Raw genomic sequence first — 13,475 nt, 5'->3', positions numbered from 1 at the left:
GCACGGGGCCCGCGTACCGGACCGCCGGCCCCGTGCCCTGCGTTCTTCGCCCGCCGCCGCCCCGAGGGAACGCCTCTGATGCCTGATCAGCCCGCCGCCCCGCCACTCTTTCGTGCCGCGCCGGTCGCCCTGCTGCGCGCCCCGCTGCGCGGATGGTCGCAGCGTCCGGACTGGGCCGCGGTGACCGGGCCCGAGGGCTTCTCGGCCGCCGACCGTGCGGCCTGTCTGGTGGTGCTGCGCGGGGCCGCCGCCGACTCGCTCTTCATGGATGCGCTGCGGGTCGCCAGTCCCTCGCTCGCCCGGCTCGTGGCCGCGAGCGTCGGCACGGTCGACGGGCGGAGCGACGCCCAGTTGCGTCGGGCCGCTCTCTCCGTGCTCCGTTACGAGCTGCGGCTGCGCACCCGTTGCACCCCCTTCGGGCTCTTCGCCGGGGTCGCCCCGGCGCGCTTCGACGCAGCGGACGGGTCGGGCCAGGTTGTCTGGAGCGAACCGCCGAGCAGCCGTACTCGTGTCGATCTCGACTGGCTGTTTCAGCTCATACGTCAGTTGGAGCAGCAGGCGGAGCTGCTTCGGCATCTGACCCTGTACGCGCACACCGGCACCGTTCGGCGTGGTGGGCGGCTGGTGATGACGGCTCCCTCCAACCCGGGCAGCCGCGCCGGTGGCACCGCGCGCAGTGAGGTGTCCGTGCGGCTCACCCCGGTGGTCGCCGCCGCGTTGGAGCTGGCCGGTTCGGCGGCCACCGGCTCGGAGGCGACTCGTCCGGGGACGACCGTTTCCGGGACGGCCAGTTCGGGGATCACCGGCGCCGCTCTCGCCGCCGGGCTTCAGCAGCGGTTTCCCGAGGCCCGGCCCGGGCAGATCGCCGGGCTCCTCGCCACCCTCGTACGGCAGGAGTTTCTGATCACCGGGCTCCGTCCCGTGCTCGACGGCGGCGATCCGCTCGGCTGGGTCATCAACGTGCTGGCCGCCGCCGAGCGCTCGGCCGGTCGGCCGCTGCCCGTGCTGGCCGCGCTGCGCGCCGTCGCCGCCGATCGCGACCGGTACGACCTCGCCCCGCCGGGCGAGCGCGCCGCCGCGCTGTCCGCGTTGGAGGACCGCCTGCGCGCGCTGGCCGACACCGAGCGGCCGCTCCACGTCGATCTCGCCCTCGGCGCTCGGGTGCGGCTGCCGCGGACCGTCGCCGACGAGGCGGCCCGCGCCGTGGACGTGCTCTGGCGGCTCGCTCCGCACGGCCGTGGCGTGCCCCATCTGCGGCCGTACCACCGGGAGTTCCTGGAGCGCTACGGCGTCGACCGGGTCGTCCCGTTGGCCGAGCTGCTTGACGAAACGGTCGGTCTGGGCGCGCCCGCCGGTTACGAGTGGCCGCCCTCGGGCAGGACGCAGGAAGCGCCGTACCGGCCCGCCGACGCCCGGGACGCAACTCTCGCCCGCATGGTGGGCGGCGCGGTGCGGGCGGGCGCGCGGGAGGTCGTCCTGGACGACGAGCTGGTGGCCCGGCTGACCGCCGCCACGCCCGTATCCGGGCCGGCGCCGCGCTCCTTCCAGCTCCTCGGCTCACTGGTCGCCACCGATCAACACGCCCTGGCCGACCGGGATTTCCGGCTGGTCCTCACCAGCGGGCCGAGCGACGCCGAGGCCGGGGCCACCTTCGGCCGGTTCGCGGGCCTGCCGGGAGCCGCCGAGCCGGTCGACTCGGTCCTGGCCGAGCTCGCCGACCTGGCCTTCCCCGAGGTCGACGGGGCGATGCACCTCGGGGTCGCCTACCAGCCGCGGGCCACCCGGGCGCTCAACCTGGCCAACAGCCGCCGATCCGCCCGGCACCAGGTCTCCATCGGCCTGCCGCCGGACCCCGGTGCGACCGATGTGCCGATGGAGCAGATCGGTGTGTCCGCGACCCTGGACCATCTGTACGCGGTGCATCTGCCGACCGGTCGTCGGCTGCTGCCGCACGCGCACAACGCCGTCGTCCTGCACCGCCAGGCTCCGAACGCCGCCCGCTTCCTGCTGGAGGTGGGCCGGGACGCCTACCGGATGTGCGCGCCGTGGGACTGGGGCGCGAGTGTCCACGCGCCGTTCCTGCCCAGGGTCCGGTACGGCAACGTGGTGCTCAGCTCCGCCGTGTGGCGGCTCGACGAGCTGCGCGAGTCGACCTCGCTCGGCCCCGCCGACTGGCGCGCGGCGGTGGACGGCTGGCGCCAGCGCTGGCGGGCGCCCGAGCGGATCGTCCTGACCAAGTTCGATCTCCGGCTGCCGCTGGACCTCTCCGAGGCCTGGCACCTGGAGCTCCTGCGGGACGCGATCGCCAAGGATCCGGATCTGATCGCCGTCGAGACGGACGGTGGCGAGGACCGCTCCAGCGGCTGGCTGCGGGACGGCGCAGGCCATGCCCACGCGGCCGAACTGTGCGTCGCCTTCGTCAATGTGACGGAGCATCATATCGAGGCGGAGCAACATATCGAGGCGGGGCATCACTTCGAGGTGGTGTCGTCGGGGATGTCGGCGGATCCCGAGCCGACCGCAGCGCCCGCCCGTCCCCGTACGACCGATCCCGGCGGTGACTGGCTCTACGCGCGGCTCTACCTGGCCGGGCGGCACACCGACGGCTTTCTCGTCGAGCACCTTCCCGCGTTCCTGGCCGCACTGCCGGGCCCGGTCGGGGAGTCGATCGACCGCTGGTTCTTCATACGGTACCGGGACGACGCCGACCACCTGCGGTTACGTTTCCACGGCCCGGCCGACCGGCTCTGGCCGCAGCTGCTCCCGCCGCTGCGGGACGCGGTGGCGCGGTGGCGTGCACAGGGGTTGGTCGGGCGGTTCGCGCTGGACGGTTACGAACCCGAGTGGGAGCGGTACGGCGGCCCGCGGGCCCAGGCGGCCGCCGAACGGTTCTTCACCGCCGACAGCCGCACCGCGCTCGCCCTGCTCGCCGCCGAACGGCGCCACGCCGCCGGGTCGGCCGCCGGGGCCGAGCCGCCGTGGGACAAGGAGGTCCTGGGCGCGCTGTCGGTCGCCTCGATCGCGCACGCCTTCGGTGCAGCGGCACAGCCCGATGCGGTCGACGATCCGCTCGGGCGAGGGCGAGGGCGAGGTGCCGCCTCGGACCGGTCCGCCCGCTATCAGGAACCCGCCGCCGCCTGGCTTTCCGGTGTACCGGCCGAACCCTCCGACCTGCCCGCCGACTTCCGGGCACGCCGGGCGTACTGGCTCGCCCTGATCGACCCGGCCGGCGGCAACCCGGGGCTCGGCGCGCATCCGGCCGGACCCGCGATACTGGCCGCGCTGGCCGATCAGGCGGATCAACTCAAGGCGTACCGCGCCGAGTTGGACCATCTCGTCGAGCGCGGCACCCTCTCCTCGCCGCTCCCCCGCGTCCTGTCCGCCCTGCTCCACATGAGCTGCAACCGGCTGCTCGGCCCCGACCGGGAGGCCGAACGGCGGGCGATGGCGCTGGCCCGCGCCTGTGTGATCCAGAACGCCGACCGAAGGAGGCACCAGCGGTGACCGCGGCCACCAGCCTGATCGAGTCCACCGTCGAGCGGGTCGCCGCCGCCCTGGCCGCGCCCTGGCCCGGGCCGCAGCTCGCCGCACCCGTCTCGCTCGAAGGCGGCACCGGCGCCGCGCTCTTCCTCGCCGAGCTGGCCCGCCGCGACCCGTCCCGGCTGCCCGCCGTGCACGACCGGATCGTCCCGGCCGCCCGGGCGCTGACCGGCACCGCCTCGGTCGGCCTCAGCCACGGCCCGGCGCCGGTGCTGGCCGTCGTCCAGTCCGCCCGGATCGGCGACCATTACGTACGGCTGCGGCAGACACTGACGACCCATCTGGCGTCCGAACAGCTGGCCCGGCTCGCCGCCCCCTCGCCCGGGCCGGGCGTGGGCTGGTCCGACTACGACGTGATCACCGGCCCGACCGGCACCGGCCGGCTGCTGCTGGCCGCGGTCACGGAAGGCGACCCGGTCGAGCGCGCGGCCGCCGAGCCCGCCCTGTCCGCCACCCTCGACCGCCTGGTCGCGCTGGCCCGGCCGGTGCGCGTGGACGGGCAGCCGGTGCCGGGCTGGTGGGTGCCGAACGCGCGGCAGGCATCCGCCGGTGACCGCCGGGTCTTTCCGCGCGGTGACGTCAACCTCGGCCTCGCGCACGGCATCGCGGGCCCGCTGGCCCTGCTGACGCTCAGCGCCGAGCACGGCTTCACGGTGACGGGCCAGCTGGACGCCGTGTACGCGATCGCCGGGTGGCTGGCCGCGCGCGCCGACCGTGACGCGTTCGGCCCGGCCTGGGAACCCCGGCTCGGCCTCGACGAGGAGCTGGCCCGGGCCCGGGGCGAGGACTCGGGCCCGGGGGCGGGCCCGGCCGACGTCTCCCCGTATGCCGCCGCGTTCGGCGGCGCGTGGTGCTACGGGGCGGTGGGCATCGCCAACGCCCTGTTCCGGGCCGGGCGGCTGACCGGCGAGGGCGACTGGAGGCGGCTCGCCCTGCGCAGCGCTCATGCCCTGGTGCACCGGCCCGACGCCCTGGCACACCTCCAGGGCCCGACCGTCTGCCACGGCCTGGCCGGGTTCGTACAGAGCCTGTGGCGGCTCGGCCGGCTGGCCGGGGACGCGGCGCTGCTCGACCACTGCGCCGAGATCGCCGAGCAGGTGGCCGAACTCTGGGACCCGGCGGCCGCCTTCGGCTACCGCCATGTCGCCCCGGCCGACCGGCAGCGCGGCTGGGAGCTCGACCAGCCGCTGGGCCTTGAGGACAACCCCGGCGTCCTGGAGGGCGCGGCGGGGGTCGCGGCGGCCCTGCTCAGCGTCACGGCCGGTACGCAGGGGGCGGATCCGGTGTGGGACCGGGTGCTGCTGCTGTCCTGACGCCTGACGCATCGTCGGATCCACCCGCTCCCCTCCCCCGGAGGTTTCCGCATGACCGTCACCGACGCCGCACAGCTGCCGCCGCTGGATCTGCCGCGCGGTCAGCTGCTCCTGATCGGGACCGGTGCGATCGGCGTCGTCGAACTGCCGGGCTGGGCGATGGCGTTACGGGTGTACGGCTGGTCGGTCCGGGTCTGCCTGACCGCGTCGGCGAACGCCCTGGTCTCCCGCCAGGCCCTGGCCGCGATCACCCAGGCCCCGGTCAGCGGGCCGGACTGGGACACCGCCGAGGGCCGCGTGCCGCACCAGGAACTGGCCGACTGGGCCGACCTCGTACTCGTCCTGCCCGCCACCGTGAACTTCATCGGCAAGCTCGCCGCGGGCATCGCCGACAGCCTCGCCCTCACCACGGTCCTCAACACCCCGGCCCCCGTGGTGATCGGGCCGTCGATCCCCGCCACCGCCCTGCGCCGCCCGGCGGTCCGCCGCAACCTGCGCACCCTGCACGAGGACGGCTACACCGTGGTGCCCCGCAGCCCCGCGCTCTCGGTCCACGCGGGCGGGCCGTCGCAGGGCTGGACCAGCGACCTGCCCACCGCGCTCCAGGCGGCGGGCCGGACCCTGGCGGCGGCGTCCGCGCCCGAGGCCTGAAGGAAGCAGAGCCCCGGGCGGCCCTCCCGCCTTCGTGCGCGGCCAGTCCCCACGGCGTCAGGGGTGGCGCACCGGCCGGATCATCGCCGTGTACACGGTGGATTCGCGCAGCTCCCGGTGGTCGGCGACCCTGCGGTATCCCCAGGCCTCGTAAGCCGCCTGGAGCGCTCCGTCGCCGAGGGCGGGGTCCACGAGCAGCGTGACGCGCTCCTCCGGCCGCAGCGACAGCCAGATCTCGTGCAGCTGCGTGGCGACACCCGTGCCGCGCCAGGGCTTGCGTACGGCTATCTCGCTGAGGACGGCGGTGCGCTGCCCGGTCTCCCAGGTGACGTATTTCGGCAGCGGCAGGATCATGTTCGACCACCAGTCGGTGTCCGCCGCGAGGGAGAACCCATGGCAGTAACCGACGGGACGGCCTTTTTCGTAGCCGATGGCAACCGTCCAGCCCGGCAGGGACGCCGCCGCTTCCAGGCGCGCCTCGAAGGGTGCGCCCGCTGCCGACTCCGGGGACGACTGGGAGGCGGAGTCTGCCCCGCAGACCTCCGAGCGCACTTCCAGCAGGCTGTGCTTGACGTACGGCAGGTGCTTGGCGTCTGCCAGGCTGTATTCGACGGTCACCATGCCTCGCCCCCCCTCACTCGCCATCGCCCACCAGGCAGGGGTCAAGGCGTCGGCTCGCAGCAGGAACCGAGCAGCCAGGATACCCGAAATCCGACCCGCTCGGCTGTTTTTGACCACATGTCGGCACCGTGCGGTCGCTCACGGAAGTGCCGTCTGCCGGGGCGATGGTCAGCGGTAGGCGGCGAGGAAGGCGCGCACACCGGCGGCGGCGCAGCAATCGAGGTCGGCCTCGGTGGGCTGGGCGCCGCCGGTGAACATCGCCTTGTTCACCGGGGTCCACAGCAGCAGGCCGGAGAAGTGGTTCGCGGCCAGGAGCGGGTCGTCGACGCGGAGCAGTCCGTGGTCGGCCAGGCGCTGGAAGGCGGTCGCCAGGGTGGCCATTCCGCGCTCGAAGCCCTGTTCGTACCAAGTGGTGCCCAGTCCGGGGAAGGTGCCGGCGCTGGCGATGATCAGGCGCCGCAGCTGGAGCACCTGGGGCTGGGTGAGGGTGGCCAGCAGTCCGCGGGCGAGCCGGGTGAGGCTCTCTTCGAGGGTGTCGGCGTCGGCCGGGATGTCGGCCACCAGGTCGATCATGCCGTCGAGCCGGTCGGTGGTGGCCAGCACGATCTCGGTGAACAGCTTCTCCTTGTCACAGAAGTGCTTGTAGACGGTCTGCTTGGACACCCCGGCCAGTTTCGCGATGTCGTCCATGCTGGTGCCGGAGTAGCCCTTCTCCAGGAACACCGTGGTCGCGGCTTCCGTGATCTCCCGGTGCTTGCGCGCCGACCGGACCTGCCCGTTCGCTTCCACGCCATCCCCTCTCGTCATCAGTAACATCAGTACTGGACAGTCTAGTTTTCTATTGAGTACTGTACCGTCCAGTTCCCGAGAGGTCGGGACATCCGAACCGACCGGGCCGAACCGATATCCGTAAACACGTCGGCCGGGTGCGGCCGCCAGGGCGATCCCCACACTGACAGGAACGGAAGAGGGCACATGTCGTTTCAGGCGTACCTGGACAACATCGAGGACAAGACCGGACTCACCCCCCGCGAGTTCATCGCGCTCGCGCACGAGCGCGGGTTCAACGAGCCGGGGACGAAGGCGGGGGCGATCCTGGCGTGGCTCAAGGAGGACCACGACCTGGGTCGCGGGCACGGGATGGCGCTCGTCCACGTCATCAAGAACGGTGCGCGGATCGACGCCAAGCACGTCGGCACGACCGGCTCCCACCGCGACGAGTCCGACACCCTGTGGCTGGACGGGAAGAACAACCGGCCCTGACCGCTGTGCCCGCCCGGCTGCGACCGGCCGCACCGGGCGGGCGCGGGTGAGGTGTTCCACCGCGTCGGCGTGGGGTCGAGGACCGCCCCGACCCCGGCGACCGACAGCCCGCCGACGCCGATCAGCGCGCGGATCGGCGGCAGCCGGTGCGCGTGTGCGTCGTCGTAGACGGCCTGCGTCGCACCGGCCAACCGGTCGGGGGCGAGCAGCCCCTCGCGCAGGTAGTACGCGATGGTCGCGATCGGCGCCCCGGTCCTGCGGCTCAACTCCCCCATGGGCACGGCCGTTTCGTCCCCTCGATCATGGTGCGGTGTCCCCGGAGCACCCGGAACACCTGGAGAACCCGGAGCACTACGTTCACCGCGTCCGCCCGGGCAGCACAATGCACCCATGCGTATTCCTTCCGAACTGACCGCGATCGACAGCCGGGTCCACGCCTGGCTGCCGCACTTCCCCGGCACCTGGGGCATGGCCAACTGCGTGGTGGTGGCCCCCGGGGACGGGGCCGGCGAGGCCCTGCTCGTCGACACCCCGTACACCGGCCATCTGACGAAGGCGCTGATCGCGGCGGCCGGGCGCGTACTGCCGCCCGGCGCCCGCATATCCACGGTGGTCAACACGCACGCCAACGGTGACCACAGCTACGGCAACGGGCTCTTCCCCGACGCGGAGATCATCAGCACCGACGCCAATCTGGCGCATCTGTGCGCCGAACCGGCCCCGCAGCAGTTGCAGGCGATGCTGGACGGCTGCGGGGACCAGGTGCCGTTCGAGCGGTATCTGCTGTCGCACTTCGGCCGGTACGACTACGCCGGTCTTGAACTCACCCCGCCCAACCGCACCTTCAGCGGCCGCCTGGACCTACTGGTCGGTTCGACGCCGGTCGAACTGTACGAGGTGGGGCCCGCGCACACCGCGGGCGACCTCATCGTCCATCTGCCGGACAGCTCGGTCGTCTGCGCCGGGGACGTCCTGTTCATCGGCGACGTCCCGGTCCACTGGGCCGGTCCCCTCAGCGGCGTGACCGACGCCTGCCAGAAGATCCTCGACCTCGACCCGCGCGTGGTGGTCCCCGGCCACGGGCCGCTGGTGGGCCCGGCGGAAGTACGGACGTACATGGGTTACATGGAGGAGCTGAGCGGGCGCATCCACGCCCTGCACGCGGCGGGCACCGACGTCGACGAGGCGTCCCGGGTGCTGCTGCGCGAGCACCGTCGGCCGGGGCTCGGCCTGTGGGAACGGCTCGCGGTGCTGACGGCGGTGGAGTACCGGCATCTCGACGAGGTGGCCGACCCGTTGTCCCTGGTCCAGATCCTCGACTCGGCGATCCGCCTCGCCCCCGACTGCGTACCGGCGTCGGTGGCGCCGCGCGGGGACCTCACGGCGGAGCTGTCCCGGATCGCGGGGTGACCTATCACGGCGTGATAGGTCACCCACTCCCCCGGCCGAGGGCGGCTCGGATTATCACGGCGTGATAGATCACCCACTCCCCCGGCCGTCGGCGGCTCGGATTATCACGGCGTGATAGGTCCGCCACTCCCCCGGCGGGAGCCGCTGCCTATCACGCCGTGATAATCCGGCCCCGCTCAGCGCGCGTTCACCGGCGCGGCGGTGAGGCGCGCCTCCTTGTCGGCCTCCGCCTGGAGGCGGTCGAGCATCCGGCCGCGTTCGGCCGGGGTCATCCGCGAGATGGCGATCTCGGCGCAGGCGACCCCGTCGGTCCAGGGCATCTTGACGACGGGCCGGGCCCCGGGCGCGGAGTTGGCCTCGGGCCGGGGGGCGGGCACGTCGTTGCCGGGATCGGGAACGGGATCGGGAACGGGATCGGCACCCGACCTATCACGCCGTGATAGATCACCATCGGCCGCGGCGGGGCTATCACGCCGTGATAGGTCAGCGTCAGCCGACGCCGCCGGGCTATCACGCCGTGATAGATCATCTTCTGCGCGCTCGTGGCTATCACGCCGTGATAGGTCGCCGGAGAGGTCGCCCTCCCCCACTGACCTATCACGCCGTGATAGGTCCCCATCGGGCGCGGCCGGGCTATCACGCCGTGATAGGTCGGTGTCGGCCGACGCCGCCGGATTATCACGCCGTGACAGCCGCTCCCCCGCCTGCCGCGACGCCTCGCGGCGCTCCTCCGCGGCCGCCGCCCGCGCGTCGGCCTGCTCGCGCTGCTCGTTCGGCTCGTACTTGGACAGGTTGCGTACGTGCTCGACCTTGCGGCGGCCTTCCAGGAGGTCGGCCTGGAGCTCGGGGGTGAGGTCGAGGACCGACAGCTTGGAGGAGATCGTCGACTGGGCGATGCCCAGGCGCTTGGCGGCGCGGCTCTGCGAGCCGTAGAACTCGACGAGCTTCTTCAGCGCGTGCGCCTGCTCCAGCGGGTTCATGTCGTCGCGGTGGACGTTCGCGACGAACGCCGCCTCCAGCAGCGACTCGTCCGTCGAGACGAGCGCGTTGTCGACGCTGACCCGTACCACCGCCACGCCCGCCAGCCGCGCGGCCGCGAGCCGGCGGTGGCCGTCGATGACGATGTAGCGGGTGTCCGGGTCGAGGTCGTCGGCGCGTTCGGGGCGCTCCAGCAGATACGCCTCGACCGACGCGACCGTGATCGCGTTGACGAGCCCGATCTCGCGGATGCTGTCGGCCAGGCCCTCCAGGTCGCGCAGTTGCTCACGCGGGTTGTCGGGGTTCTGGCTGATCCGGCCGACGGGCAGTTCCGTCGGGTCCGGGACTCCGGCGGTCGGGGCGACGGTCGCCGCGCCGATCGCGGCCCGGCGGGCGGACACCGCCCGGGCCTGACCGAACGACGACCCGGCTCCCAGGTCCTTGGCCTTGCTGCTCACTTGCTGATCTCCCGGGCGAGGGCGCGCAGTCCGACGGACTGGTCGCAGCGGGGGGCGTACGACAGGAGCGGACGCTTGACCCGTACCGCTTCCTTCTGTTCCTTCAGGTCGCCGATGACACCGACGACCCGCGGGTCCTTGATGTCCATCCAGGACTGGAGGGAGGACGTGGCGATGTACCCGCGCCGGGCGTCGTAGTGGTTGACGACGATCCCGAGGTAGTCGAGCTCCAGGGCCAGGTCGGCGCGCATGTCCTCTATCTGCGACGTCAGCAGGTCGTACGCGTCGGCGCTGCTGTCCTCGGCCTGGACGACGATGAGCGTGCCGGAGTTGCCGGGCACCTCGTCGGGGCGGCGGCGTCCGTAGTACGCGGCCGCGTCCATGCTCAGGCCCAGGCTCGGCGGGCAGTCGATGAGGATGACGTCGTAGTCGGATTCCACCGGGGCCAGGGCCCGTTCGAGGGCCGCCTCCCTGGCCCGTACGGACGCGAGGCGCACATCGAGGAGGAACGCGTCCGTGCACGCGGGCAGCAGATGGAGCCGGTCACCGAAGCGCTGCTCGTCGATGGCGACGATCACCTCGCGCAGCTCGCCCTTGGCGTCGCCCGCCATGTGGTTGGTGAGCGAGTCGCCGCCCATCGGCAGCGGCTCCTGGCCGAGCTGCTTGGTGAGGTGGCCCTGCGGGTCGAAGTCGACGAGCAGTACGCGCTGGCCGAGGCCGGGCAGATCCTCCAGGGCGAGCGGGTCGCTGCCGCCGCCGTCCCCTTCTTCCATGAGCGCGGCGAAGTGCTTCGAGACGCGTACGGGCATGAGGACCGCGGGGTCCTCGGCCAGCGCCTCGCCGGTCCCGGCGGTGATCGCGGTCTTGCCGACGCCGCCCTTCTGGTTGCAGACGATGATGCGCCGCACGATCGCGGGCCGCCGCACGGCGGGGGCGGGGTGGTGGTCGAGCCAGACCTGTACGGACTGGGCGAGGCCCTGGATGAGGGAGACGCCCCGGTCCTTGCAGTCGGCCCGGAAGCCGGACCACTGGGCGGCGGGCAGGAAGGTGGCGAACGATTCGGCGCCGGAGGTGTCGATGGGGGAGAGGTTCGAACCGAGGCTGCGCCACGTCGTGATGCCGGTCTCGACGGCTTCCTGGATGTCGACGCCGAGCTGTGCCGCCCGGATCTTCAACTCCTGGCGAAGCCGCAGCGGAAGCTTCGAGACGACCTTCTCCCGGTCGCCTCTGGTTACAGGTGAGGTCATGGGGAGTAACTGTACTAACGCCGGAGATCATTTGATGGACCGACACGTTAGTTTTCTGGCTTGCGATGGGGGCGTACGGGATGAGACGGGGCAAAGTGGCCGGTGGGGGAGGGGAGTTATCACGGCGTGATAGGTCGGGAAGCGCGTTGGTGATCTATCACGGCGTGATAATCCGGGCCGGAGGGGGGAGTCGTCGGCCGGGGGAGCGGGTGATCTATCACGCCGTGATAGGTCGATGGCAGATCGATGGCGCGGGCCGGGCTATCACGCCGTGATAACTCGGCGGCTCTGCGGCGGCCCGGGCGGAGCTATCACGCCGTGATAATCCGAGCCGCAGGGTGGGGAGTCGTCGGCCGGGGGAGTCGATGATCTATCACGGCGTGATAATCCGAGCCGCCGTCGGCCAGGGGAGGGGGCGACCCATCACGGCGTGATAGGTCGACTCATCGCCGCACCGGCCGAGCTATCACGCCGTGATAGCCCCCCGGCTACCAGACCTTGCCCGCCTGCTCCCGGGTCGTACGGTTGATGCGGTTGAAGAAGTTGGTCATCGCGACCTCCAGGACGATCGAGGACAGCTGCTCCTCGGTGAAGTGGTCGGCGACCGCGTCCCATATCTCGTCGGTCACGCCCGGCGCGCCGTCCTGGATACGGGTCGCCGCCTCGGTCAGCTCCAGCGCCGCCCGCTCCTCGTCCGTGAAGAACGGCGTCTCGCGCCAGGTGACCACGCTGTGCAGCCGCTCCTCCGTCTCGCCGTGCTTCTTCGCCGCCGCGACACCGGCGTGGACGCACGGGCTGCACCCGTTGATCTGGCTGGCCCGCAGATGCACCAGCTCCAGCAGGCGGGGCTCGACGCCCCCGGCGTGGATCGCCTTGTGCAGGTGCTGGATCGCGGTGGTCAGGTCGGGGCCAGCCACACCCTTCATACGTGCCGCACGTGCTTCCACGGTCCTGCTCCTTCGTCGGTTACGTACGCCCTTGTGGGCCCGTCATCACCCATGACGGAGCAGTTCCGAGGAAGGTAACCCCATGGCCGACACCAGCCCGAAGGACCCGGCGCCCGACCCGGCAGCCCCCGCCGACCCGGTCGCCGACGCGTTCCAGGCGCAGCGCGACCGGCTGCGCGCGGTCGCGTACCGCATGCTCGGGTCGCACGCCGATGCCGAGGACGTCGTCCAGGAGGCATGGCTGCGGCTCTCCCGGCAGGACGCGGAGAGCATCCACAACCTCTCCGGCTGGCTCACCACGGTGGTCGGCCGGATCAGCCTCGACGTCCTGCGCTCGCGCAAGTCCCGCCCGGTGGCGTCCTACGAGGACCGGCTGCCCGAACTGGTGGTGACGTTCGACGACGCGCCCGCCCCCGAGGACGACGTGGTGCTCGCCGACACGGTCGGGCTCGCGCTGCTCGTCGTACTGGAGTCGCTGCGGCCGGGCGAACGGCTGGCGTTCGTCCTGCACGACATGTTCGCGGTGCCGTTCGACGAGATCGCCAAGATCCTCGGCAAGTCCACCGACGCCACCAAGATGCTCGCCAGCCGCGCCCGCCGCAAGGTGCAGGCGACCGAGCCTCCGACGGGAGCCGGGCCGGAACAGCGAGCGGTGGTCCAGGCGTTCCTGGCCGCCTCCCGCGACGGCGACTTCGAGGGGCTGCTGCGGGTGCTCGACCCCGAGGTGCGCTTCACCGTCGACACCCCGGCCGGCGTGGTCGTCACCCTCGGCGCCACCGAAGTCGCCGCGGGCGCGAAGCAGTCCGCGAGCGCGGCCGCGCTGGGGCGTCCGGCTCTCGTGGGCGGCCTGCCGGGAGTGGTGTCCTGGCGCGCGGACGGCACCCCGCTCGCGATCCTCGCGTTCACCGTCGTCGACGGCAGGATCACCGACATCACGGCCCACACCGACCCGGCGAAGCTCGCCCGGATTATCACGGCGTGATAGGTCGGCGGGGCGGGCTATCACGGCGTGATAGATCATCTTCGCGCTCGCGCCTATCACGGCGT

Annotated in this window: 11 protein-coding genes and 1 pseudogene; 6 read left to right on the top strand and 6 right to left on the bottom strand. The window is 72.4% G+C overall.

Annotation, left to right across the window (positions count from 1 at the left end; translation table 11 throughout):
* Window positions 1-78 precede the first annotated feature (78 nt).
* Genes ACGFRG_RS33650 through ACGFRG_RS33640 form a run of 3 tightly spaced genes read left to right on the top strand, consistent with a single transcriptional unit; the run spans window position 79 to window position 5,504 of the window.
* The gene (locus tag ACGFRG_RS33650) at window positions 79-3,504 is read left to right on the top strand and encodes a lantibiotic dehydratase (RefSeq protein WP_393270163.1); all 3,426 of its coding nucleotides are present in this window, start codon (window positions 79-81) and stop codon (window positions 3,502-3,504) included.
* Window positions 3,501-4,853, top strand: a complete 1,353-nt coding sequence (locus ACGFRG_RS33645; RefSeq protein ID WP_393270160.1) for a lanthionine synthetase C family protein — start codon at window positions 3,501-3,503, stop codon at window positions 4,851-4,853. The genes ACGFRG_RS33650 and ACGFRG_RS33645 overlap by 4 nt, the downstream gene beginning before the upstream one ends.
* A 51-nt stretch (window positions 4,854-4,904) precedes the next feature.
* Entirely contained in the window at window positions 4,905-5,504 is a 600-nt protein-coding gene (locus ACGFRG_RS33640) for a flavoprotein (protein WP_361428428.1), read from the top strand.
* A gap of 57 nt (window positions 5,505-5,561) precedes the next feature.
* Here ACGFRG_RS33640 and ACGFRG_RS33635 read toward each other — a convergent pair whose 3' ends face one another.
* Together ACGFRG_RS33635 and ACGFRG_RS33630 are read right to left on the bottom strand one after the other, a co-directional pair.
* Window positions 5,562-6,125: an N-acetyltransferase gene (locus tag ACGFRG_RS33635; RefSeq protein ID WP_361428430.1), complete on the bottom strand. Its 564-nt coding sequence runs from the start codon at window positions 6,123-6,125 to the stop codon at window positions 5,562-5,564.
* Window positions 6,126-6,293: 168 nt separating this feature from the next.
* A complete protein-coding gene (locus ACGFRG_RS33630; RefSeq protein WP_393270156.1) occupies window positions 6,294-6,914 on the bottom strand; it encodes a TetR/AcrR family transcriptional regulator in 621 nt (206 codons plus the stop codon).
* A gap of 186 nt (window positions 6,915-7,100) precedes the next feature.
* Here ACGFRG_RS33630 and ACGFRG_RS33625 point away from each other — a divergent pair, with 186 nt between their 5' ends.
* Complete coding sequence (locus ACGFRG_RS33625) at window positions 7,101-7,388, top strand: DUF4287 domain-containing protein (RefSeq protein ID WP_361428434.1); 288 nt, start codon at window positions 7,101-7,103, stop codon at window positions 7,386-7,388.
* An 89-nt stretch (window positions 7,389-7,477) separates the two neighbouring features.
* On the opposite strand, the pseudogene ACGFRG_RS33620 reads toward ACGFRG_RS33625, so the two are convergent.
* Window positions 7,478-7,663, bottom strand: a pseudogene (locus ACGFRG_RS33620) (MerR family transcriptional regulator); the annotation flags it as partial.
* Window positions 7,664-7,778: 115 nt separating this feature from the next.
* Between ACGFRG_RS33620 and ACGFRG_RS33615 the strand changes: the two are divergent.
* Window positions 7,779-8,798, top strand: a complete 1,020-nt coding sequence (locus ACGFRG_RS33615; RefSeq protein ID WP_361428436.1) for an MBL fold metallo-hydrolase — start codon at window positions 7,779-7,781, stop codon at window positions 8,796-8,798.
* A gap of 176 nt (window positions 8,799-8,974) precedes the next feature.
* Here ACGFRG_RS33615 and ACGFRG_RS33610 read toward each other — a convergent pair whose 3' ends face one another.
* From ACGFRG_RS33610 to ACGFRG_RS33600, 3 genes are all read right to left on the bottom strand, one after another.
* Window positions 8,975-10,234: a ParB/RepB/Spo0J family partition protein gene (locus ACGFRG_RS33610; RefSeq protein ID WP_393270153.1), complete on the bottom strand. Its 1,260-nt coding sequence runs from the start codon at window positions 10,232-10,234 to the stop codon at window positions 8,975-8,977.
* Window positions 10,231-11,481: a ParA family protein gene (locus ACGFRG_RS33605; protein WP_361428440.1), complete on the bottom strand. Its 1,251-nt coding sequence runs from the start codon at window positions 11,479-11,481 to the stop codon at window positions 10,231-10,233. Before ACGFRG_RS33605 ends, ACGFRG_RS33610 begins: the two co-directional genes overlap by 4 nt.
* 488 nt (window positions 11,482-11,969) lie before the next feature.
* Window positions 11,970-12,407, bottom strand: a complete 438-nt coding sequence (locus tag ACGFRG_RS33600; protein WP_393270193.1) for a carboxymuconolactone decarboxylase family protein — start codon at window positions 12,405-12,407, stop codon at window positions 11,970-11,972.
* A 103-nt stretch (window positions 12,408-12,510) separates the two neighbouring features.
* Here ACGFRG_RS33600 and ACGFRG_RS33595 point away from each other — a divergent pair, with 103 nt between their 5' ends.
* Window positions 12,511-13,410 (top strand): sigma-70 family RNA polymerase sigma factor, encoded by a 900-nt coding sequence (locus tag ACGFRG_RS33595; RefSeq protein ID WP_393270149.1) that lies wholly within the window; start codon window positions 12,511-12,513, stop codon window positions 13,408-13,410.
* The last annotated feature ends 65 nt before the right edge of the window (window positions 13,411-13,475 follow it).

Origin of the sequence: Streptomyces sp. NPDC048696 (assembly GCF_043198895.1) — a bacterium.
Lineage (GTDB): Bacteria > Actinomycetota > Actinomycetes > Streptomycetales > Streptomycetaceae > Streptomyces.
The sequence above is the reverse complement of the archived record's forward strand: the minus strand, read 5'-3'. Positions and strand labels throughout refer to the sequence as shown.

Bases quoted from the DNA above. Each gene is read 5' to 3' on its own strand.
- ACGFRG_RS33635 (WP_361428430.1), bottom strand. From the start codon at position 6,125: ATGGTGACCGTCGAATACAGCCTGGCAGACGCCAAGCACCTGCCGTAC.
- ACGFRG_RS33625 (WP_361428434.1), top strand. From the start codon at position 7,101: ATGTCGTTTCAGGCGTACCTGGACAACATCGAGGACAAGACCGGACTC.
- ACGFRG_RS33650 (WP_393270163.1), top strand. From the start codon at position 79: ATGCCTGATCAGCCCGCCGCCCCGCCACTCTTTCGTGCCGCGCCGGTC.
- ACGFRG_RS33615 (WP_361428436.1), top strand. From the start codon at position 7,779: ATGCGTATTCCTTCCGAACTGACCGCGATCGACAGCCGGGTCCACGCC.
- ACGFRG_RS33640 (WP_361428428.1), top strand. From the start codon at position 4,905: ATGACCGTCACCGACGCCGCACAGCTGCCGCCGCTGGATCTGCCGCGC.
- ACGFRG_RS33600 (WP_393270193.1), bottom strand. From the start codon at position 12,407: ATGAAGGGTGTGGCTGGCCCCGACCTGACCACCGCGATCCAGCACCTG.
- ACGFRG_RS33595 (WP_393270149.1), top strand. From the start codon at position 12,511: ATGGCCGACACCAGCCCGAAGGACCCGGCGCCCGACCCGGCAGCCCCC.
- ACGFRG_RS33605 (WP_361428440.1), bottom strand. From the start codon at position 11,481: ATGACCTCACCTGTAACCAGAGGCGACCGGGAGAAGGTCGTCTCGAAG.